The 21623-nt window shown below is 61.3% G+C and carries 17 protein-coding genes; all 17 read right to left on the reverse strand.

The features are described 5' to 3' along the window. Nucleotides 1–18 precede the first annotated feature (18 nt). The gene (gene dinG / locus IE079_RS16195; protein WP_189577892.1) at nt 19–2190 is read right to left on the reverse strand and encodes an ATP-dependent DNA helicase DinG; all 2172 of its coding nucleotides are present in this window, start codon (nt 2188–2190) and stop codon (nt 19–21) included. Beyond that, complete coding sequence (locus tag IE079_RS16200) at nt 2190–2930, reverse strand: general secretion pathway protein GspB (RefSeq protein WP_189577893.1); 741 nt, start codon at nt 2928–2930, stop codon at nt 2190–2192. Before IE079_RS16200 ends, dinG begins: the two co-directional genes overlap by 1 nt. A gap of 7 nt (nt 2931–2937) precedes the next feature. Next, nucleotides 2938–4743, reverse strand: coding sequence for an ExeA family protein (locus tag IE079_RS16205; RefSeq protein ID WP_189577894.1), 1806 nt, complete (start codon nt 4741–4743; stop codon nt 2938–2940). A 176-nt stretch (nt 4744–4919) separates the two neighbouring features. Then, complete coding sequence (locus IE079_RS16210; RefSeq protein WP_373296224.1) at nt 4920–5729, reverse strand: MlaA family lipoprotein; 810 nt, start codon at nt 5727–5729, stop codon at nt 4920–4922. A gap of 55 nt (nt 5730–5784) precedes the next feature. Continuing rightward, nucleotides 5785–6903 (reverse strand): beta-ketoacyl-ACP synthase III, encoded by a 1119-nt coding sequence (locus IE079_RS16215; RefSeq protein WP_189577966.1) that lies wholly within the window; start codon nt 6901–6903, stop codon nt 5785–5787. Nucleotides 6904–7109: 206 nt separating this feature from the next. Next, entirely contained in the window at nt 7110–11048 is a 3939-nt protein-coding gene (hrpA, locus tag IE079_RS16220) for an ATP-dependent RNA helicase HrpA (RefSeq protein WP_189577895.1), read from the reverse strand. Nucleotides 11049–11151: 103 nt separating this feature from the next. Continuing rightward, nucleotides 11152–12834 (reverse strand): AMP-binding protein, encoded by a 1683-nt coding sequence (locus IE079_RS16225; protein ID WP_189577896.1) that lies wholly within the window; start codon nt 12832–12834, stop codon nt 11152–11154. Nucleotides 12835–13296: 462 nt separating this feature from the next. Further along, nucleotides 13297–13596: a hypothetical protein gene (locus IE079_RS16230; protein ID WP_189577897.1), complete on the reverse strand. Its 300-nt coding sequence runs from the start codon at nt 13594–13596 to the stop codon at nt 13297–13299. Between the two features lie 285 nt (nt 13597–13881). Continuing rightward, nucleotides 13882–15060 (reverse strand): vWA domain-containing protein, encoded by a 1179-nt coding sequence (locus IE079_RS16235; RefSeq protein WP_189577898.1) that lies wholly within the window; start codon nt 15058–15060, stop codon nt 13882–13884. Nucleotides 15061–15121: 61 nt separating this feature from the next. After that, nucleotides 15122–15964: an AAA family ATPase gene (locus IE079_RS16240; protein WP_189577899.1), complete on the reverse strand. Its 843-nt coding sequence runs from the start codon at nt 15962–15964 to the stop codon at nt 15122–15124. Nucleotides 15965–16126: 162 nt separating this feature from the next. Beyond that, complete coding sequence (locus IE079_RS16245; protein WP_189577900.1) at nt 16127–18238, reverse strand: VWA domain-containing protein; 2112 nt, start codon at nt 18236–18238, stop codon at nt 16127–16129. A gap of 73 nt (nt 18239–18311) precedes the next feature. Next, a complete protein-coding gene (locus tag IE079_RS16250; protein ID WP_227712561.1) occupies nt 18312–18680 on the reverse strand; it encodes a hypothetical protein in 369 nt (122 codons plus the stop codon). 7 nt (nt 18681–18687) lie between these two features. Next, nucleotides 18688–19134: a YcgN family cysteine cluster protein gene (locus IE079_RS16255; RefSeq protein WP_189577901.1), complete on the reverse strand. Its 447-nt coding sequence runs from the start codon at nt 19132–19134 to the stop codon at nt 18688–18690. Beyond that, entirely contained in the window at nt 19131–19424 is a 294-nt protein-coding gene (locus IE079_RS16260; protein ID WP_189577902.1) for a YcgL domain-containing protein, read from the reverse strand. The genes IE079_RS16255 and IE079_RS16260 overlap by 4 nt, the downstream gene beginning before the upstream one ends. Continuing rightward, nucleotides 19417–20589 (reverse strand): ribonuclease D, encoded by a 1173-nt coding sequence (locus tag IE079_RS16265; RefSeq protein WP_189577903.1) that lies wholly within the window; start codon nt 20587–20589, stop codon nt 19417–19419. The genes IE079_RS16260 and IE079_RS16265 overlap by 8 nt, the downstream gene beginning before the upstream one ends. A gap of 23 nt (nt 20590–20612) precedes the next feature. Next, on the reverse strand, nt 20613–21215 hold the full coding sequence (gene recR, locus IE079_RS16270) for a recombination mediator RecR (RefSeq protein WP_189577904.1): 603 nt from the start codon (nt 21213–21215) through the stop codon (nt 20613–20615). Nucleotides 21216–21299: 84 nt separating this feature from the next. Continuing rightward, nucleotides 21300–21623 (reverse strand): YbaB/EbfC family nucleoid-associated protein, encoded by a 324-nt coding sequence (locus IE079_RS16275; protein WP_189577905.1) that lies wholly within the window; start codon nt 21621–21623, stop codon nt 21300–21302.

Here is a 21623-nt window from a genome sequence, read left to right on the forward strand (position 1 = left end):
AGAGCAGACCTCAATGGGCTACTGAATGATCCGCCGGAACGGTGGCAGCGCATCCAGCAACAGCTGCCCATAGCGCCGGCTGACAATGCGACGGTCAAGGATGGACACCCGGCCGGTATCGGATTCCGTACGCAACAGGCGGCCCACCGCCTGCACCAGCTTGATGGAAGCATCCGGTACGGTGATTTCCATGAACGGGTTGCCGCCACGGCTGGTCACCCACTCCGCCAGACTGGCCTCGATGGGGTCGTCCGGCACCGAGAAAGGTAACCGGGTGATCACCACATGATCCAGGTAACGCCCGGGCAGATCGATGCCCTCGGCGAAACTGGCGACACCAAACAGCACCGAAGGCTTGCCGGCATCCACCCGCTCGCAGTGACGGCGCAGTACCTCGCCCTTGGCCATGTCGTCCTGGGTAGTGATCAGCCCCGGGTAATCCGGAGCCAGCCGGTCCCGGACGGCATTCATCTGCCGGCGGGAGGTAAACAGCACCAGCGTCGCCTTCTCGGTGGCCCAGCGCTCCGGCAGGCACCGCACCAGGGCGGTGGTGAAGCCTTCGGTATCCGTGGGCAGGGCCTCCATGGGTGGCACCTCCACCGTCGCCATGTCGGCATAGCGAAAGGAACTGGGTACCACCAGGTAGCGACTGTCCGCCGGCAGGCCGGCACGGGAACGGAGCCGGTCAAAACGCCCCAGGGCCGTCAGCGTGGCACTGGTCAGCACGGCACCATGGGCCCGGGCCCAGAGCCGGGAAAACAGCAGGTTGTCCGCCAGCACGGGGCTGCTGAAGAGTGTCACCTCCTCGGCATGATCCCATCGCTGTCGTACGGCCCAGCGGGCCGGTGGTGGGGTCCGTGCCGCAGGCCAGTCACCGTCTGCCCCGTCGTTCGCTGGCGCGGGTGCATCACACCAGGCCGCCCACAGCCGCGCCTGGTCCTCCGCCCGGGCGTGGAAACTGCCAATCACCGGGTACCAGGCCTCGGCGGTTTCCCGGTCCAGCTCGTGATCCTTGCGCTCGTCAAATCCTTTCTGCAGTTCGTCGGCCACGGTCCCCAGGTGGCGAACCAGCGAGGCGGTGGCCGCCCGGGTTTCCGTGGCCAGCGTCAGCATGGCTTCCGGCAGATTGCCTTCCGGGTAACGCCACTGGGCACTACGACGCTCCTCGGAGAATTCCCAGTGAATGCTGTCGAGCACATGGTCGTGTACCCGGGTCAGGCAATCATCCAGAACCCGCGATGCCTCGGATACCTTTTCGACGGTGCGACCGGCCACGGTGGTTGGTGGTAGCCAGGGCTGGATCTTGGCCAGGGCCTGGGCAAGCTGCTTCAGCCACTGGCGGGTACTGTTCAGCGGTACCGAAGCGGCAAAGTGGTTGAGGGCCTTGTCGGGCAGATGGTGAGCCTCGTCGAACACATACAGGGCGTTCTCCGGCTCGGGCAGGATGGCGCCACCGCCCAGAGCCAGGTCCGCCAGCACCAGGTCGTGGTTGGCGACAACCACATCGGCGGTTTCCAACCCCTTGCGCGCGTCGAAGAAGGCGCAGTTGTCGAAATAGGCACAATGGCGGTTGGTACACTGACGATGATCGGTGGTGACCTGCCGCCAGATATCGTCGGGGATGGTGGTCGGCCAGTGGTCCCGGTCGCCGTCCCACTTGCGGGAGGCGTACTGGCCGAGCATCTCCTCGAAAAACTCCCGGGTGCCCGGCTCCTGGTTACGGCCCTCATCCAGCAGGAACAGGGGCATGGTGTCACTGTCACCGTGACCCTCGTCCTGAAGCCGCGTCTCAAGGCGCGACATGCACAGGTAACGCCCCCGGCCCTTGGCCAGGGTCCAGTCGAACGCCAGGCTGGTGTGTTTTTTAAGGTCCGGCAGGTCCTTGGAGATGATCTGGTCCTGCAGCGCCACGGTGGCGGTGGAAATCACCAGGGTCTTGCCCAGGGCCCGGGCCACCGGAATGGCGGATATAAGATACCCCAGAGTCTTGCCGGTACCGGTGCCTGCCTCGACCACACAGGTTGCCGGTGGCGAGGTACGCTGGCCGTCATTCTCGGTGATATCCCCCATATAGCGGGCGATTTCGGCGATCATCAGGCGCTGGCCATAGCGAGCACGGATGCCCTTGCCGGCGAGCACATCGCGGTAGGCTTGCTGGATCTCGGTTTTGACGCTGTCGCTCAGGGGCATTAGCGGGGGCTTCTCCAGTCACGGACGACGCCGACACGGAATCGCTGGCCGTCCATACTCAGCTCCACGCCTTCTTCGGTAATTCGCTCCACCCGCAGAGGTCCAAAGGAGTCCCCCACCCGCAGATAGTGGTTATTGATCATGACGCTGCGCGCCCCTGGTTGCGATGAATAGACATGACTGTTGAACACCAGGTCCGGCACCTTGCGCTGAAACGACATGGGCAGCTCCACCAGATGGGGCACCCGGCCCTGCCAGGGTTCAGCCGTGTAGTTGCCAGCCCCGTCGCCGGAGGGCCGGCGGGCATTGGGCACAATCACTGTGGGGGCCTCCTCCATGGTATCCAGTACCACGGCACCCTGACTCTCCAGCTCCCCGGTAGCAGCGGTCATCCCGGCTCCTTCCGGCGCCGGGTCTTCAGTACGCGCGATTTCACCGCTGCCGGTCGCTGCCTGCTCCGTCCCTGCCTGCGCAGGCGGGGCAGCGGAGGGGCCGGCCTCCTGTTGCGCCTGAGCGGACCCGGACAGTGTACGGTCGTCCCACCAGAGACCCGCGCCGGGCCAGAACAACGCCGCCAGCACCGCAGCATTCAGGGTCAGTGCGATGGCAACCCAGACCGCGGCGGGAATACCCCGCTTACGCTTGCCGTGGACCATACGCATCTGCTGGCCAAGGTGGGGCACCCGTCCCTGGTTTCGCTCGGATTCCGACTTCTTCAGTGCTTCCAGGATGTACGACATGGCGATGTTACCCCGACCTCGGCTGAACCATCTGCCCCGGTCCGGCGGGTGCGATGATGGTTGTCCTGCCGGGTACCAGACGGGGCACGCCGGCATCAAGATCGTTACTCATCTGGATCAGAGTCATGGCGCCGACCACGCCGTCCTGTTCCAGCCCCTTCACCTTCTGGTACCAGCGTATCTGTTCATCGCGGATCAAGCGACTGACCCGCTCGATTTCATCACTGTCGTCCGCATGCAGCCCCACCAGTTGCATCATGCGGGAACTGAGCCATACGCCCTCACGGTTCTGTCTCGGTAACTCCGAAGGGTCGCCGTTCCACGCCATGTAGGGCGGCACCTGCCAGAGCACCGAGAAATCGCCGTACCAGTAGTCTTCCAGATCACTGAAGGAAACCTCCAGCGTTCCCTCTGCTGTTCTCAGCGTGGCCACATCCCCTTCCAGACGTGACAGCGTCACATGGGCCCGTTCCCCTTGTGGCCCCTTCAGGGTCAGCACCGCCGGGCGGTTGATGTCTTCCATGCTGCGACGGCTGCCCTGGCGATGCAGGCAGCGAAGGCCTGTCGCATCGGCATAATCGCACGCGAGTGGATAGTCGGAACGATCCCAGTCATACCCCCAAAGGCGGAACAGGCTGTCATAGGCCTGCGCGGTGGTCAGCCCGTGTGCCTTGAAATCAAAGGGCACCAGCGACTGACTATCGGCCCGGGACGCCCCCGGCTCGTCCGATCGTTCCACAGTACCGGTAAGCGCGGCATCTCCGTCGTCACCGGTGCCCTCATGGTCAACGGCAGCGGTGGCCTGACCGGCACTGGTGCCCTCTTCGACGGCGTCAGCCTCTGCCGTGGGGTCAGTGGCTGTTTCTGCCGCCGGCACGCCAACCAATCGGGAGGGCTCCCGGCGACTGTCCAAGTAGGCCCAGCCCACCACGGTTACGGCCACCAGCACCGCAATCGCAGTGGCCAGGCGCAATACCCGCGAGGCATCCGAATGGCGCTGGCTCCGGGACCTGCCCCCCACTTCCTTCGATGCAGCCCGGATGTGGCGAGACTCGATCTGCTGAACACCTTCGCTGTAGGCACCCAGCAAGGCCCGGTCGCTGATCAGGTTGATCAGTCGCGGAACACCCTGGCTTTTGCTGTACAGCAAGCGGATGGCGGCCGGAGTAAACAGCTCTACCTTGACCCCGGCCACGCCAAGCCGGTAATGGACATACGCAGGGAGTTCATCCTTTTCCAGGGCGTCCAGATGGTAGCGGGCCGTCACCCGCTGATCGAGCTGGCGGAGTTCGGGACGGCCAAGGATTTCCTTGAGTTCTGGCTGGCCCAGCAGCACGATCTGCAGCAGCTTTTTCTCGGCGGTTTCCAGATTGGTGAGCAGCCTCAGCTGTTCCAGGACTTCCGCGGACAGGTTCTGGGCCTCGTCGATGATCAGCACCTGATGGCGCCCCCGGGCATGGGCTTCCAGCAAATGCCGATTGATACGATCGATCAGTTGTTTGATGGTGGCATCGTCCGGATAGGCAATGCCCAGCTCATCGCAGACCGAAGCCAATAGCTCCCGGGCGGACAGGCGCGGATTCAGGATCAGCGCGATGTCCACATGCTCCGGCACGTTTTCGATGAAACAGCGACTGATCGTGGTCTTGCCGGTGCCCACTTCCCCGGTAATCACAATGAAACCGCCCTGCCCCTGCACACCATACATCAGGTGGGCAAGCGCTTCCTTGTGGCGTTCACTGAGGTACAGGTAACGGGGGTCCGGCGCGATGGAGAACGGCGGTTCCCGAAACCCGAAGAAGTCGTAGTACATGCAATTCCAGTCAGCTGACGGCTGGTGATTCCGGGCCTTTCCCTTTCAGTTGAAGGCCCGGGTTTTGTTGCTGGCTATGATACCGCCCGCAGCCGACAACTGTCACCACCGCGCGCCGAAGGGTTGCTCCTGATGGGACCTGTCACCGGTTCGCCCTGGCAGCACTCAGTGCCGGTTCAGAAATCATCCAGCATCAGCTCTTCGTCGTCACCCCCGGTAAACGGATCCGAGCCTGGGGCACCATCATTGATCAGGTATTCACGCCGCTGCAGGTAGGCGTTACGGACAAAGGTATAGCTGTCACCCGAAATGAAAGCTTCCGCCGACAGCAGGTCGGCCCGGGTGTCCACGATGAACAGCCCCAGCAGGTACCACTTCTCCGGGCTTTCCATATAGTCCTGGACCGAGGGAAACACCAGGCTGTCCGTCAGTGTTCCGGTAAAGTCGCGGGGGGTGGATGGCCCCAGCAACGGCAGTACCAGGTAGGGTCCGGAACCGACACCCCAGTACCCCAGGGTCTGGCCGAAGTCTTCCTGCCGCTCCGGCAGGTCGAAGGCCGTTGCCACATCGAACAGACCACCAATGCCGAACACGGTGTTGTAGGTAAAACGCCCCGCCGCCACCACGGCATGCTCTCCCTTGAGCTGGAGCACACTGTTGATGAAGTTGTTCACCTCGCCGAGGTTATCGAAGAAGTTGGTTACCCCCCGGTCGGCGAAATCCGGCATTACCCACTGATAGCCTTCGGCAACCGGACGGAGCACCCAGTCATCGATGGCCTCATTGAAGGCATAGACCTCCCGGTTCCATGGTTCCCAGGGATCGACCACATCCTCTTCAGGAGCGTCGGAGGACACCGCCCTGACATTGTCACCGGAGGCGGACCCGGCCTCGCGGTCATCAGGGGAAGAAGCGCAACCGGCAAGCGCCAGCGCACCGAACGTCAGCATTGTCAGCGTTCGGGAAAATTCACGAAACATGGTTATTCCTGGTTAGCTGTCTTCGTCGGGTTGTCATGCCGGTTGCTGCGTGGCACTGCGCTCAGCGTTTGCGTACCACGACGCTGCCAATGGAGTAGCCGGCGCCGAAGGAGCAGATCACGCCCAGATCGTCAGCAACAAAGTCATCCTTGTTCAGATGGTAGGCGATGATCGAGCCGGCGGAACTGGTGTTGGCGTATTCGTCCAGAATCACTGGTGCCTCGTCCGTTGTTGCTTCACGACCCAATACGCGCTTCGAGATCAGCTGGTTCATGTTGAGGTTTGCCTGGTGAAGCCACATACGGCGCAGGTCGTCCGCGCTCAGGGACAGGCTCTCCAGGTGGCCGACAATAAGCTCTGCCACCATCGGCGACACTTCCTTGAAGACCTTGCGACCCTGCTGCACGAACAGTTTGTCGGGTTTGCCGATGCCGGACTCGTCGCCCCGGTTCAGGAAGCCGAAGTTATTGCGGATGTTGTTGGAGAATTTGGTCTTCAGGCGAGTGCCAAGAATCTCGAAGCCCTGCCCGGCCGCGACCTGGTCGTCACGCTCCACCAGCACAGCGGTGCAGGCGTCACCAAAAATGAAATGACTGTCACGGTCACGGAAGTTCAGGTGGCCGGAGCAAATTTCCGGACTCACCACCAGCACGGCATTGGCGGTGCCATTCTCGACCGCATTCGCCGCCGCCTGGATACCAAACGTGGCGGAACTGCAGGCCACGTTCATGTCGTAGGCAAAGCCGTCAATGCCCAGCGCTTCCTGCACCTCGATGGCGATGGCCGGATAGGCCCGCTGCAGGTTGGAACAGGCGACGATCACCGCATCCACATCGCCGGTGGTGCGACCGGCCTGGCTCAGAGCCTCCCGAGCCGCCGCCACAGACATCTCACACTGGATGGAAAACTCGTCATTACTACGGTCAGGCAGGCGCGGACACAGGCGCTCAGGGTCCAGGATGCCGTCCTTGTCCATGACGTGACGGCTCCGGATGCCGGATGCCTTCTCGATAAACTCAACGGAAGAAGGCTGCAGGGCTTCAACCTCACCATTGGCGATTTCCGTCGCATGGCGCTCGTTGAACAGCTCAACGTATCGGTTGAAAGAGGCGACCAGCTCTTCATTGGTGATGGATGCGGGCGGCGTGTAAAGCCCGGTACCGGTGATAATGGCGGTGATGCTCACAAATGACCCCGACTTTTCTGGAAATTATTGTGGTCTTCTACACGGATGGGCCCGATGCGCGTTGGCAGTTCGCATCATTGTTACCCATTAACTCACTGTGAATAATATCACAAAGATAGACCAGTGCCCTTCCGCCAGGCCGAATGTACATTTTTTTACAAGGGCACCCTATGGCGAAGACTTCGTGGCCGGCCGAGGCGTCAGTGTACCTGCGACCATTGCCGGTCAAGGCGCTTTACCGACACCGGCATGACAGTCCCAAGCTGCTGGGCGAAGAAGGACACCCGGAATTCCTCCAGCATCCACCGATAGAGGCTGAGCTCCGGGTCCAGCACGCCCTGGCGGCGATGCTGTTCAGCCTTTTGCTGGTAGCGGCTCCACAAGGGCTCGATGGTGTGCAGAAATTCCCGTTCCCGGCCCATTTCACGGGGCATCTTCTCGAGGCGGATATCCGCCGCCTCGAAGTAGCGGGGGAAGCAGGCCAGCCATTGTGGCGGTGTTGCGATCAAAAACCCGGGGTAGACCAGCTGCTCCATCTGGAACTTCAGGTCCGCCATGCTGTTGGCCAGGGCCAGGTCTATCTTGCCCTTGAGCTGTTTCATGATCCGGTGATAGCCCTGCATCACCTGGTACAGCTGCTGGTCCGCTTCCTCCAGGGCCGGCAGAAAATCTCCCCGGCCGGCATCGTACACCCGCTCAAGCTCAGCCGCGCTTCGGGGCAGGTTGCCGGACGGCTGGTCAGGCCCGCCCAGGAAGTGATTCGCCGCGCCAGCCAGCAGGAAATCGTCCAGCAGCACCCGGGCCTGGCCCACGGGGGCAAACATCAGCGCGGAATCCCGGAAATACCGGAGCCGGCCATCGATTCGCTCCAGGGTATTACCCAGCCGGTTCAGAATCAGCCGGGCCACTGCGCGGCGATGGGCAGCGGCCGCTGTCAGCGAGTCCAGGAAGCGGGTCTCCCGGACCTGATCGCCGAGATCTTCCAGCGCCGGGTAAACGGTCACCTGCATGCCACCACGGTCGGTATGCACCGACGGCGACAGGGTACCGAACTGCCAGTCAGCGCCCTGACGTGCAGGGGCACCGCCCTCTTCCTTGTCGATCTGGCTGAGAGCTTCCTCGGCCTGTTTTTCCAGTTTCTTCTGCAGTTCGTCCGGATCACGACCCTGGGCCATGACCTTGCCGCCCTCCCCCAGGACCTTGAGGTTCATCCGCAGATGCCGGGGCAAATCATCCCGTGGCCAGTCTTCCGGGGCAATGCGCACACCGGTCATGCGTCGTAGCTGGTTGGCCAGCACCTCGGTGAGCGGTTCGTTGGACGGGCTCATGTTTTCCAGTGCCGCATCCACGAAATCCGGCACCGGCACGAAATTGCGCCGCACCGCCTTGGGCAGCCCTTTCACCAGTGCAATGCACTTTTCCCGAACCAGGCCCGGCACCAGCCATTCCAGACGATGGCCGGGCAACTGCTTGAGGGCCATCAATGGCACCTGGATGGTGACACCGTCTTCATCGCCGGTGGGCTCGAACTGGTAGCTCAGGGGGTATTTTGCACCTTCCCATTCCAGCTCGTCCGGATACTGCTGCAGCTCGTCGTAGTCCAGGTCCCGCTGCAGGATGTCTTTCTCTGTCAGCTCCATGGCCTTGAGGTCTTCCGCCGACAGCGACTTCCACCAGCTCTCGAAATGCCGGCCGCTGACAATGTCCGCCGGCAGGCGCTGGTCATAGAAGGCCACTAGCTGTTCGTCATCCACCAACAGGTCACGGCGGCGGGTCTTGTTCTCCAGGTTTTCGACCGTGTCCAGAAGCTCCCGGTTGCGGGCAATGAACGGTGCCTTTGTGCGATAGTCGCCTTCCACCAGGGCCCGCCGGATAAAGAGCTGGCGGGATTCCACCGGGTCGATCTTCGCGTAGGGCACGCGGCGCTGGCTGACCACGTCCAGGCCGTACAGGCTGACCCGCTCGAACGCCATCACCTGGGCGCGTTTCTGTTCCCAGTGAGGCTCGGAGTAGTGGCGCTTGACCACGTGTTCCGCCAGCGGCTCCACCCACTCCGGCTCGATCTTCGCGACCACGCGTGCAAACACGCGGCTGGTTTCCACGATCTCCGCTGCCATGATCCATTTGGGCGACGTTTTGGCCACTTTCGAACCGGGAAAGATGAACACCTTGCGGTTGCGGGTGGCCAGATACTCCTTCTTCTCGATCTTTGTCGCCACCTGCCCCAGCAGCCCCGACAGGACGGCCTTGTGCACCGACTCGTAACTGGCGGCATTGCGATTGAGGGTAAACTTCTGCTCCCGGCACAGCAGGGTCAGCTGGCGATGGATATCACGCCATTCCCGCATGCGCATCCATGACAGAAACTGCTTCTTGCAGTATCGGCTGAGCTGATTGTTGGACAGTTCCTGACGCTGCTCCTCGAAATGATTCCACAGGTTCAGCAGGGTGACGAAGTCGGACTCCTTGTCGGTCCACTGGCTGTGGGCCTGATCCGCCGCCTGTTGCTTGTCCTGGGGGCGCTCTCTCGGATCCTGAACGGTCAGGCCGGCAATCACCACCAACAGCTCAGCCAGGCTGCCCAGTTCACTGGCCGCCACCAGCATGCGCGCCAGCCGCGGATCCAGTGGCAGCCGGGCCATGGTACGGCCGAGACCGGTGATTTTACGTTTGCCGGAGACCGCGCCCAGTTCCTCCAGCAGCTTGTAGCCGTCGTTGATCTGACGATTGTCCGGGGGTTCCAGGAACGGGAACTGACGGATATCGCCCAGCCCGAGGGTGACCATCTGCAGGATGACCGACGCCAGGTTGGTGCGCAGAATCTCCGGATCGGTAAACTCGTCTCGTGTGACAAAGTCCTGCTCGTCGTACAGCCGGAAGCAGATGCCAGGCGCCACCCGGCCACAGCGGCCCGCCCGCTGGTTGGCGCTGGCCTGGGAGATGGCCTCCACCGGCAGGCGCTGAATCTTGGAGCGCACGGAGTAGCGGCTGATGCGGGCCACGCCGGTGTCGATCACATAGCGGATGCCCGGCACCGTGAGCGAGGTTTCCGCCACATTGGTGGCCAGCACGATGCGTCGGCCCCGGTGGGACTGGAACACCCGGTTCTGTTCCTTGTTGCTGAGCCGCGAATACAATGGCAGCACCTCGGTATGCCTCAGGTCGGCATGCCGGAGTTGCTTGCTGAGAGCGCGGATTTCCCCCTCCCCGGGCAGGAACACGAGGATATCCCCCGGGGGCTTGCTCTCCGAACGTTCGTGGTTTTCGATTTCCTCCAGCGCGGACACCACCGCATCACCCCAGCCCAGGTCCCGTTCCTCGGCATCGCCCGCCAGGGGACGGTAACGGACCTCCACCGGGTAGGTGCGCCCGGACACCTCGATCACCGGGGCCTTGTGGAAATACTCGCTGAACCGGTCCACCTCGATGGTGGCCGAGGTAATAATCACCTTCAGGTCGGGGCGCTTTGGCAGCAGCTGTTTCAGGTAGCCCAGCAGGAAATCGATATTCAGGCTGCGTTCGTGGGCCTCGTCGATAATGATGGTGTCGTAGGCATCCAGGAAGCGGTCGTGCTGTATTTCCGCCAGCAGGATACCATCCGTCATCACCTTGAGGCGGGTAGACTCCGAGGTGGTATCGGTGAAGCGCACCTGATAGCCAACCTGCTCGCCCTGCTCCGGCCCCAGCTCCTCGGCAATGCGGCTGGACACAGTGCGTGCGGCGATGCGCCGGGGCTGGGTATGACCCACAAGGCCACGGGTGCCACGACCGGCGTTGAGGCAGATCTTGGGCAACTGGGTGGTTTTCCCCGAGCCGGTTTCCCCGGCCACGATAATGACCTGATGCTCCACCAGTGCCCGGGTTATATCCTCCACCCGGTCGGACACCGGCAGACCATCCGGAAAGCTGGCCGGGCGATGAGCCTTGCGGCGGGCCTCCACCTTTTTCAGACCCTGCTCCAGCCAGCGGTTCATCTTGCGCAATTCAGGGTCGCCGGGCCGGTTTTGGGTGCGGGCCAGCAGCTTGAGAATACGGGCGGTTTCCCGCTGGTTGCAGTCGCCAAGCTGGCTACGGATCTGATCGGGGTCCAGCAGGGTCCGGGTATCGGAAACGTCGTTGCCGGGCGGGGTCTTGCTCATGGATGGCTCGGTTGGTGAATAAGAAGCGCTATTGTACCGGAACCGGTGTGTTAACAAAAAAAGCCCTGCCGAAGCAGGGCTTTTTCATCAATCAGAACCCGGTTTACTGGTTCTTTTTGGTCTCTTCATCACGAAGCTCGCGACGCAGGATCTTGCCCACGTTGGTCTTCGGCAGCTCCTCGCGGAACTCGAAGGTTTTCGGCACCTTGTAGGCCGTCAGGCGCTCGCGACAGAACTCCTTGAGTTCGCCTTCCTTCAGACTCTGATCGGACGCCACCAGGAAGACCTTGACGGCCTCGCCTGTTTTCTCGTCCGGGATGCCAACCGCGGCACACTCAAGCACCTTCGGATGGCCGCTGACCACATCCTCGACCTCGTTCGGGTACACATTGAAGCCGGACACGTTGATCATGTCTTTCTTGCGGTCAACGATGCGGATGTAGCCGTCCTCCTGAACCAGGGCAATATCACCGGTACGCAGGAAGCCGTCCTCGGTGAAGGACTTCTGGGTTTCCTCCGGCCGCTGCCAGTAACCGCGCATGACCTGTGGCCCCTTGACGCACAATTCACCCGCCTCACCCAGGGGCAGGTCATTGCCGTCTTCATCCACGGCCTTGCAGATGGTGTTGCAAACCGGCAAACCGATGGTGCCCAGCTGAATGGCATTGGGCGGGTTCATGGTGACCACCGGCGAGGTTTCGGTCAGACCGTAGCCTTCGCCGATCTCGACACCGGTGACTTCCTCCCATCGCTTGGCCGTGGCGCTGGTCAGGGCCATGCCACCGGAGGAGGTCATCTTCATATTGCTGAAGTCGAGTTCGCGGAAGTCCTCGTTGGCCATCAGGCCATTGAACAGGGTGTTGAGACCCGCCAGCGAGGTGAATTTGTAGTTCTTCATTTCCTTCACGAACGCCGGGATGTCACGGGGGTTCGGGATCAGTACGTTATGGGCCCCGGCTTCCAGCATGATGCCGCAGTTCAGGGTGAAGGAATAGATGTGATAAAGCGGCAGCGGGGCGATCATCACCTCGTGGCCTTCCACGATCTTGTCTTCAAGCAGCGGCCGGGTCTGCAGCACGTTCGCCACCAGGTTGCCGTGAGTCAGCATCGCACCCTTGGCGACGCCCGTGGTGCCACCGGTATACTGCAGCACCGCCAGATCGTCCTGGGTCGGCCGCGCCTGGTCCAGCTTTTCCTTGGCGCCGGCAGCCAGCACCGCAGGCAACTTGTGGGCCTGAGGCAGGTTGTAGGGGGGCACCATCTTCTTCAGGTGCTTGACTGCGGCATTCATCAGGGTGCGCTTGAGCGGAGAATGCATGTCGGCCAGTTCGGTCACGATGACGTGCTCAATACCGGTCTGGGGCAGCACCTGCTCAGCGTTGGCGGCCATATTTGCCAGCACCACCAGAGCCTTGGCACCGGAATCGTTGAACTGATGCTCCATCTCGCGGGTGGTGTAAAGAGGGTTGGTGTTGACCACCACCAGTCCCGCACGCATGGCTCCGAAGACAATAACAGGGTACTGGGAAACGTTGGGCATCTGGACCGCGATACGGTCGCCGGGTTTCAGGTTGGTCTTGTTCTGCAGCCAGGCAGCGAAGTTCCTGCTCTGGGTGTCAAGATCACCGTAGGTCAGCGTCGCACCAACCGCACTGAATGCGGGTCGGTCAGAGAATTTCTTCACCGATTGCTCGAAAAGATCCACCATGCTCTGGTATTTGTTGAGATCAATCTCACGTGGCACACCAGGTGGATACTTGTCCTGATAGAACTGTTCGAAGTCCATCGCACCGTCTCCTGTAATTACTTTATGATTATAGTTACGCAGCTTGTCGGGATACCATCCAGCCAGCCTTCCGCAGGAACCGGCTCCGGCGAAAATGCAAGCAGACCAAAGTATCAGCCTTAAAAGAAAGGCGAGAATACCAGTTTTGCGCGCTTTCAGGTAGATGCTGCGCTACGGGAGAACGAATCCTGCCGACGAATGTGACGCCTTTCGCGCATTTCCGTCAGGCTTTTTTACAACCCCGCCTCCTGCCCACGCTTTCCGGATTTTTAAAGCACCCTACCCCATTGTTTAAAATGACCTTTTAATTAGTGGCAATATACTTGCTTACAGGGAGAGTGACGCAGGCACTTACTGGAGGTGCCTGTCGTTAAATGCCGAGCTTTGCCGATACACACTCAACCGTGTATCGGCTTTTTTGTTTCTGGCAGGCGTTAAACCGCAAGACGGACAGGGAACGAGTCAGGCGCCCAGTTTCGATTCACAGTTGGAAAGGATCAGACTGGACGCGGTTTCCAGATCCATGCTCTCGTCTGCGTAAATCTGGGCGACGGATTCCTTCAGCACACTGGCCGAAGCCTCGCTGCTGGCATTTTCGTCGATCGCGGAATAGACCTCCTCGATGGCGGTATCGCTATCACGAGCGCCCACCAGATCCGGGGCAGCGGCTTTCTGGGCCTCGCACACGGGGTTCGCCATGGCTACGGAGCTCACGCCCATTCCGGCGACTAGTACGCTGACAGCAAACAGTTTCATGTTCATAGAACAGGTTCCTTCCTGAATTTGTAGGTATCGGGGAGCCCCGGAATACAGCGCGAGGTTCCGTCTCGGCAAACCAGAGCATGACAAAGCGCCCTCCGGGAAATCGGCCCCGAGGGTCAGGAAGAATTGAAGCATAATGAGACATTAACTGAAAATGTCTTATTTTTTACCAGGTACAAAAAAACCCGGGGCAAGGCCCGGGCTGTTTCTGGTGTCACACCTGTGGTGCGACACCGGGAGAACCATCACGGACACGTCCGTGCGGCCTGACCAATGGCGTTCTGATTATTTGCTCAGATACCGCATGGCCGACTCCAGGCCTTCGATGGTGAGCGGGTACATGTGGTCACCCGTCAGCTGGCGGGTGATACCCAGTGAACCGCCCCTGCCCCAGTAACTCTCGGGCAACGGGTTGATCCAAACCACCTTGCGGAAGTGTTCGTAAATGCGCTGGAACCAGACCGCACCGGCCTCCTCGTTCCAGTGTTCGATGGAACCGCCCGGATGGGTTATCTCGTAGGGTGCCATGGTCGCATCGCCAATGAAGATAACCTTGTAGTCCGGACCGTATTTGTGAAGGATATCCCAGACGGGCGTGGTTTCGTTGAGGCGGCGGACATTCCGGGTCCACACCGACTCGTACACGAAGTTGTGGAAATAGTAATACTCCATGTGCTTGAACTCCATCCGCGCCGCGGAGAACAGTTCCTCACACACCCGCACATGGGGATCCATGGAGCCACCGACGTCGAAGAACAACAGCACCTTCACCGCATTGTGGCGCTCCGGCACCATTTTCAGGTCGAGATAGCCGGCATTGCGGGCCGTGGAGCGAATGGTGTCATCCATGTCCAGCTGATCCGCGGCACCCTGGCGGGCAAACTTGCGCAGCCGGCGCAGAGCCACCTTGATATTGCGGATGCCCAGGGTAATGCTGTCGTCCAGGTCCCGGAACTGTCGCTTTTCCCAGACTTTTACCGCGCGCCCGTGGCGGCCTTCGTTCTGGCCTATGCGAAACCCTTCCGGGTTGTAACCGTTGGCACCGAACGGCGAGGTGCCCCCGGTACCGACCCACTTGTTGCCACCCTCGTGACGCTCCTTCTGCTCTTCCATGCGCTTCTTGAAGGTGTCGATAAGCTCCTCGAGCCCGCCGAGGGAGTCAATCTTCGACTTTTCCTCCTCGGATAGCTGTTTCTCGAACTCGGCCCGCAGCCAGTCGTCCGGAATCAGCGCCTCCATCAGGTCATCCAGATTCTCGATACCCTTGAAGTAGGCATCGAACGCCCGGTCGAACTTGTCAAAATGGCGCTCGTCCTTCACCAGACACAGGCGTGCCAGGTAGTAGAACTCCTCCATGTCAGCGAAGGCGAGGCGCTTTTGCAGCGCCTCCAGCAAATCCAGGAACTCCCGCAGGCTGGCGGGCACCCTGGCTGCACGAACCTCCATGAAAAAATCTATCAGCATGACGTCCTCCCAGAAGAGGCCGGTGAATCAATAGTCCGCCGGGGCAGCCCCCTTACCCGGATCACTTCTTGCGACGAGCCATGAAGGCCAGTTTCTGCAGCAGGTGCACATCCTGCTCGTTCTTGACCAGGGCGCCATAAAGCGGCGGCAGCGCGCTGCTGGTGTCTTTCTCCTGCAGCATCTTGCGGGACAGGTCATCCGCCATCAGCAGCTTGAGCCAGTCGATCAGTTCCGAAGTGGACGGCTTCTTTTTCAGGCCAGGCACCTTGCGTACATCAAAGAAGACCTCCAGGGCATCACGGACAAGATGCTGCTGAATGCCGGGGAAATGCACGTCCACAATAGTCTGCATGGTGTCGTGCTCGGGGAAGTTGATGTAGTGGAAAAAGCACCGACGCAGGAACGCGTCCGGCAGTTCCTTTTCGTTGTTACTGGTGATCACCACGATTGGCCGTTGTTTCGCCTTGATATACTGCTGGGTCTCGTAAACAAAGAACTCCATACGGTCCAGTTCCAGCAACAGGTCGTTGGGAAACTCGATATCCGCCTTGTCGATCTCGTCGATCAGCAGTACCACCTGCTCGTCGGCCTCGAAAGCCTCCCAGAGCTTGCCCTTGACAATATAGTTGCTGATGTCGTGGACTTTTTCATCACCCAGCTGTGAGTCTCGCAGGCGGGAGACCGCGTCGTACTCGTACAGGCCCTGCTGGGCCTTGGTGGTGGACTTGATGTGCCAGGGGATCAGCCTGAGCCCCAGACCGGCGGCCATTTCCTCCGCCAGCAGAGTTTTACCGGTACCGGGCTCGCCCTTGATCAGCAGCGGGCGTTGCAGAGCGACGGCGGCATTGACCGCCATTTGCAGGTCTTCTGTAGCTACATAATTATCGGTACCGGTAAACTTCATGGCAATGAATCCTGTGTTCGGTGTATCGGATAGAGGACTGAAAAGGGGCGGTGACGCCGCCCCTGCTCATAGGCAATGGCTGACGAGTATAAATTTTTTACCCGTCGGTGATAAGCGGTCGGAACCTGTGCGGCAGAAATCCTGCCGCAGCGGACACCGGGTTTACTCTTTCTTCCGGTCTTTGTCCTGAGCGGGCTTCTCGCCGTCGTCGTCCTGCTCATCGGTCTCCAGATCGGGAAGGTCATCGATATCCGACAGGTCGAAGTCTTCCAGGCCGAACTCCTCGTCATCATCGTCCGGCAGACTGTCCAGATCGTCGACGGATTCAGTGTCTGGTTCCCCTGGATCCGTTGCGGCGGACTCTTCCGGTTCCGGCTGCTCGTCACCGGCTTCGGCCAGCGTTTCGTCGCCGGTATCCGTCGCTTCGGGTTCCGCCAGGTCTTCCGCGGCAGGTGGTGGCTCGGGTTCGTCAAGGTCCGGTGCCATTTCCCCGGGCGCCTCCTCCGGCTCCATGATGCTATCCGTCTCGAGCTCCGGGCTATCGGTATCGTCCGGCACTTCCTCCCCGGCACCGGTTTCCACCTCGGCGACGGTTTCCTCCGGTATCGCAGTATCGGCAGCAGCGGGCTTCTCGGGCGGCGGTTCCGCCGCTGGCTCCGGGGCGGCATCATCGTCCGAATCCGCCTCATCTGACTCGCTCCGCCGGCGCCTGAATAATATCAGCGCTACCGCGCCCAGGATCACTGCAACCAGCACCCCGGCAGCCCATGGCCACCAGGCGAGCATGCGTTCAAACAGCGACGGTGCGGTGTCTTCTGATGCAGGTGCGGCCTCTGGTTCGGGTTCCGGTGCACTGGCAGGCTCGGGCTCCGGCTCTTCCAGCTGACTCAGATCCACAGGCCCCTCCTCAGGCGCCTGTGGTTCCGGCTCTTCTTCCGGCACGGGTTCCTGAGGCTCGTCGGCGGTCTCCGGAGCGAGCGGAACGTCCTCGCCTGCAGCCGGCGCAGCCTCCCCTTCCGGGGCCTCCAGTACCAGCGTCTTGCGGAACTTGCGGGAGAAGGTGCCGCCATCGGCTTCCAGTTCAAGCAGGTACTGGCCCGGCTCGGGAAGCCGGCTGATGGTGTCCTGATAGATGCCATCCGCTGGTGGCTGGCCCTCGCTCAGGGTTCGGGTACCCTTGCGGCCATCTTCGGTTGTCATGCTGAGGTTGACGGTAATAACGCCAAGAAAGTCCGGATCGCTGATGCGCTCCCCCTCTTCCGTGAAGAACGCCTGCAGGTTTACTTCATCACCCAGCTGGAACCTGGCCGGCATGGGGTCCACTTCCAGCCGCAGGTCGCTGACCACTGTGACCCGGCTGCCCTTACCGAGCACGCCTTCCAGTTGCCATTCCCCGGCAGCAGGCTGATCAACGGTGATCAGGTCGTAACCTGTCTCCCGGGCCCAACGCACCCTGTCATCATCGCCGGAGGCGCTGTACCGGCTTCCTTCCGGACCGATCAGTGCAAGCTCCCGCTGCTCCGGTGAGGTACCACTGAAAATCAGGGCGGTGAATTCCTCAACGCCGCCGTCCACCGTAAAGCGGTTGTTCTCCAGCGGTACCTCGTTGGCAGGTATTGCCTGCCCCAGGGTGTCGGCAAAGATCCGGCTCAGTTCCTCGGCGGAATCGGCCACCCGGGCAATACCACCGGTCATGTCGGCAATCGCCCCCAACAGATCCAGATCGGCCTCCGCTGACAGGGCAATGGTATGAATGGTAAGCCCCTCTTCGGCCAACGCCGGCACCAGCTCCTCCAGTATACGTTCCCGTTCACGGTCATTGGTGGCCTGATTGGCGGAGACGTCAACCTTGCCATCGCTCAGCAGGACCAGGTGGGTATTGCCCAGAGCGCGATCCGGCGCGTACCAGTCGCTCGCCGCTTCCTCGATGGCACTACCGATATTGGTGCGCTGAGCCACGGAGTTGATGTTTTCCGATCCCGCGATCAGGGCACTGCGCAGGTTGTCGTCCAGATTCTCGTGAGGCACCAGCATGTTGACCATGCTGCCGAACGTCCACAGGCCAACCCCGGTATCATCGGGAAGCAGCCGGGCAATCAGCCGGACAGCAGGACGCCGGAGGTTGTCCGGGTCGTTCACCTTCATGCTACCGGAGATGTCCACCACCACCCGCACATCCCGGGCCGCCTGATTCTCGCCTTCCTGGGCCTGAACGGAAGAAAGCATCACCGTCGACAGCAAGGTCAACGTGAACAGCAGCTTTCGCAACATCATGGACAGGTCCTCTTGTTATTCTCGTATGGCTTCGGGCATCACGACGGCCGGGCGGCAGAACCCCGCACCGGCCTCAGCGCCGGAAGAACCGGTAACGCACCAGGTCCAGTATCCATACCAGGATCATGATCAGTGCCGCGATACCCATATTGAAAAACGCCCGGGCGGCCTCGGACGGATCCCCCAGGAACGTCTCGTAGCCCCCGTAAAGCCAGGCCGGAATCCACCAGCCGTCAACCAGGGCTGACTGAACCGGCGTAGCGATCACCACGATCAGGGCAGACTTGAGCAAGGTCCGCAAACCGTACAGTGGCAGCCAGCGAATCAGTCTCGACATGGCCCAGTAGAACAGCGCGAAGCCCACGACATAGATGCCCCAGAATAAAGCGTAGGCGGTCTGGGAGTCCGCATCCATCGCGGCGATAGTCAGCGAGTCAGTCATAGATCCTTCACAATACCCAATGAATAATATGTTCCTGCCAGTCTTGCTGCGGCACCTGATCCGCCGGTGTCACCCGACGGGCGACCGAGACGCCCGCCTCGTGAACCGTGGCCGGGTCACCGGAGCGCAGGGGGTGCCACGACGGCAGCGGCCGGCCCTCGGCGAGGGTCCGGTAGGCACAGGTAAACGGCAGCCAGTGAAACTGGTCGATGTTGTCCGGCGTCAGCACCGTGCATTCAGGCACTACCTGCTGCCGGTTGCTGTAGCTCTGACACTGGCAGCTGGTGGTATCCATCTGGGAACAGGCCAGGTCGGTATAGTACACCTCGTCGGTATCTTCATCCTGCAGCTTCACCAGACAGCATTTGCCACAGCCATCACAGAGAGACTCCCACTCTGCGGCCGTCATCTCTGCCAGGCGCTTGCGCTGCCAGAAAGGGATCTCGGCTATCACGCGCCGAAGTCCCTGAGTTTTTCCTTGAACGCCACAATGTAGCCGTCCGACTTCTCGGGAAGCTGCAGATAGTAGTCTTTCTCGCGGATGGCCTCCAGCACTTCCCGGCCCGTGGTGCGGGCCAGCCTGCGCTCCGGCGTCAACACCAGGTCCAGAGCCTTGACCGGCTTGCCGAAAATCTCGCGCAGTGATTCCGGCAACTCACTCCAGTCCTGCCCCCGGCGTACATACAGGTAGGTGTCATCTTTGGCTGTGCTGCGAAACACGGAAACAAAGGTTTTCTCAGTCATGGTTGTCCTGTTTTTCAAGCAAGGCCCTGACATCGGGCATGACCGGCGCCAGCACCCGGGCCCGCCAGCCGGTGTCAAAGACCTTCATGGCGTCGGTGGCGGGGGTATTGTTCCGAAGCAGGGCTTCAAGGCGTTTACGGGGGGCCAGCAACTCCACCGGCACATCCGCCTGCTCGGCGGCGCGGACCATACATTTCTTGATCTTGCGATACAGATCCTGCTGCGGACGGGTCAGCGGTCGGTCAATCAGCACATCGGGTACCTGGTCAGACTGTTTCGCCTGGCGGATCAGGTCGATGATCTGGTCCCCGTAGCGGCGAACCACCACCGGGGGCACACCGTCCACCGACGCCAGTGCGCCGGTATTATCCGGCAGGCGATCAGCAATGCCTATAAGCGCCGCATCGGCCAGCACCCGGCTTCGGGGCCGGTCACGACGCCGGCATTCCTGCTCGCGCCATAGCGTCAGTGCCCGCAACACCTGCTGCCTGTCGGGAGTCAGCTGCCAGCCACCGCGCAGTTTCAGGTAGGCATCGCCCGGTTCCGACTGACTCAGCAGATCCGCGGCGAAGCGGTCGGACTCTTCCGCCATGGCGCCTTCCAGACCACGGGCCAGCAAGCGCTCGGTGACCCACTCATAGAGTGGCTCCAGGAAGCGGATATCGTCCAGGGCATAACGCTCCTGTGCCGGCGACAGCGGTCGGGCCAGCCAGTCTGACCGGGTAGCGGATTTGTCGAGGGCCTCGCCAAACAGCGATTCCACCAGCCGCGCATAACCGACCGAGAACCCGGCACCGGCCAGTGCAGCGCCCAGTTGCAGGTCCAGCAGGCCCCGGGGCTCCAGGTCCAGCCAGTGCCGGAACAGTTCCAGATCCTCGCCCATGGCATACAGCAGCTTGACCCGGTCCGCATCCGCCAGGGTGTCCCGGAACCGCGCGGACTGCTCGGCCACGGAAGGGTCCACCAACTTCAGCGACCCGGCAGCGCCAAGCTGGACCAGCCCGGGTATGGGATAAAACGTGGATACGCGCTCGAACTCGGTGTCCAGCGCCAGTGGGTGATCCTGGTGCTCCGCCAGCCAGTCATCAAGCTCGGCGACCGTGGTCAGCCAGCGGGACGCCGATGACTCCGGAACCGGAGGAACATTGGGCAACGATTGGTTCATGACAACTCCCGGTCAGCCATGGTTCAGTCCGCCAGGGGCTTGCGGCCGCGGAAGGCATGGGTCAGGGTGAAGCCGTCCACGTAGCCCAGCTCCCCGCCCACGGGAATACCATGGGCCAGCCGGGTGGTCAGCACGCCGGAGCCATCCAGGCGGTCGGCAATGTAGTGGGCGGTGGCTTCCCCTTCAACGGTGGGGTTGGTGGCGAGAATCAGTTCCTTTACCCCTTCCTCATGGACACGGCGCAACAACAACTCAACGCCGATATCCGCCGGGCCGATGCCGTCGATGGGGGACAGGTGGCCCATCAGTACGAAGTAGCCGCCCTGATAGTCCCCCGCCTGCTCGATCGCCAGCAGATCCGACGGGCTTTCCACCACGCAGATGGTGCCACCGCGCCTTTCGGGTTTCTCGCAGATGGGGCAGATGCCGGTGTCGGAAAAGTTCTGGCAGCTTTCGCAGCGGCGCACACCGGTCATGGCCGAGGCCAGCGCCTCGGACAGCCGCTCACCGCCGGCCCGGCCTTTCTCCAGCAGATGAAAGGCCATGCGCTGGGCCGTCTTCTGACCGACGCCCGGCAGACACCTCAGGGATTCGACCAGTTCATCCACCAGCGGGCTGAAAGCCATCCATACTCCTGCTTTGACAACATTGGGTCAGTGAAAGACAACCAGGCCCCGCACGGCAGGGCCCGGTTACAGGGTTATCGGCCGTCAGAACGGCATCTTGAAATCCGACGGCAAACCCATGCCGGACATCACGCCAGACATGCGCTCCTTCTGGTCCGCTTCCACACGCCGCACCGCATCGTTGACGGCGGCAGCAAGCAGATCTTCCAGTACTTCCTTCTCTTCCGAGAGCAGGGAGTCGTCGATATCCACCTTTCTGACGTCGTGGCGGCCATTCATGGTCACCTTGATCAGGCCGGCCCCGGATTCACCCGTCACTTCAGATTTGGCGGCTTCCTCCTGGGCTTTTTTCATCTGCTCCTGCACCTGCTGGGCCTTCTTCATCATGTCGCCCATACCATTCATCAT

The organism is Marinobacter zhanjiangensis, from assembly GCF_014651935.1.
GTDB classification, from domain to species: domain Bacteria; phylum Pseudomonadota; class Gammaproteobacteria; order Pseudomonadales; family Oleiphilaceae; genus Marinobacter; species Marinobacter zhanjiangensis.

Coding starts and splice junctions, on each gene's coding strand:
- IE079_RS16265 (WP_189577903.1), bottom strand. CDS start 20,589: ATGAACCAATCGTTGCCCAATGTTCCTCCGGTTCCGGAGTCATCGGCG.
- recR (WP_189577904.1), bottom strand. CDS start 21,215: ATGGCTTTCAGCCCGCTGGTGGATGAACTGGTCGAATCCCTGAGGTGT.
- dinG (WP_189577892.1), bottom strand. CDS start 2,190: ATGCCCCTGAGCGACAGCGTCAAAACCGAGATCCAGCAAGCCTACCGC.
- IE079_RS16200 (WP_189577893.1), bottom strand. CDS start 2,930: ATGTCGTACATCCTGGAAGCACTGAAGAAGTCGGAATCCGAGCGAAAC.
- IE079_RS16260 (WP_189577902.1), bottom strand. CDS start 19,424: ATGACTGAGAAAACCTTTGTTTCCGTGTTTCGCAGCACAGCCAAAGAT.
- IE079_RS16240 (WP_189577899.1), bottom strand. CDS start 15,964: ATGAAGTTTACCGGTACCGATAATTATGTAGCTACAGAAGACCTGCAA.
- IE079_RS16230 (WP_189577897.1), bottom strand. CDS start 13,596: ATGAACATGAAACTGTTTGCTGTCAGCGTACTAGTCGCCGGAATGGGC.
- IE079_RS16235 (WP_189577898.1), bottom strand. CDS start 15,060: ATGCTGATAGATTTTTTCATGGAGGTTCGTGCAGCCAGGGTGCCCGCC.
- IE079_RS16245 (WP_189577900.1), bottom strand. CDS start 18,238: ATGATGTTGCGAAAGCTGCTGTTCACGTTGACCTTGCTGTCGACGGTG.
- IE079_RS16225 (WP_189577896.1), bottom strand. CDS start 12,834: ATGGACTTCGAACAGTTCTATCAGGACAAGTATCCACCTGGTGTGCCA.
- hrpA (WP_189577895.1), bottom strand. CDS start 11,048: ATGAGCAAGACCCCGCCCGGCAACGACGTTTCCGATACCCGGACCCTG.
- IE079_RS16250 (WP_227712561.1), bottom strand. CDS start 18,680: ATGACTGACTCGCTGACTATCGCCGCGATGGATGCGGACTCCCAGACC.
- IE079_RS16205 (WP_189577894.1), bottom strand. CDS start 4,743: ATGTACTACGACTTCTTCGGGTTTCGGGAACCGCCGTTCTCCATCGCG.
- IE079_RS16275 (WP_189577905.1), bottom strand. CDS start 21,623: ATGATGAATGGTATGGGCGACATGATGAAGAAGGCCCAGCAGGTGCAG.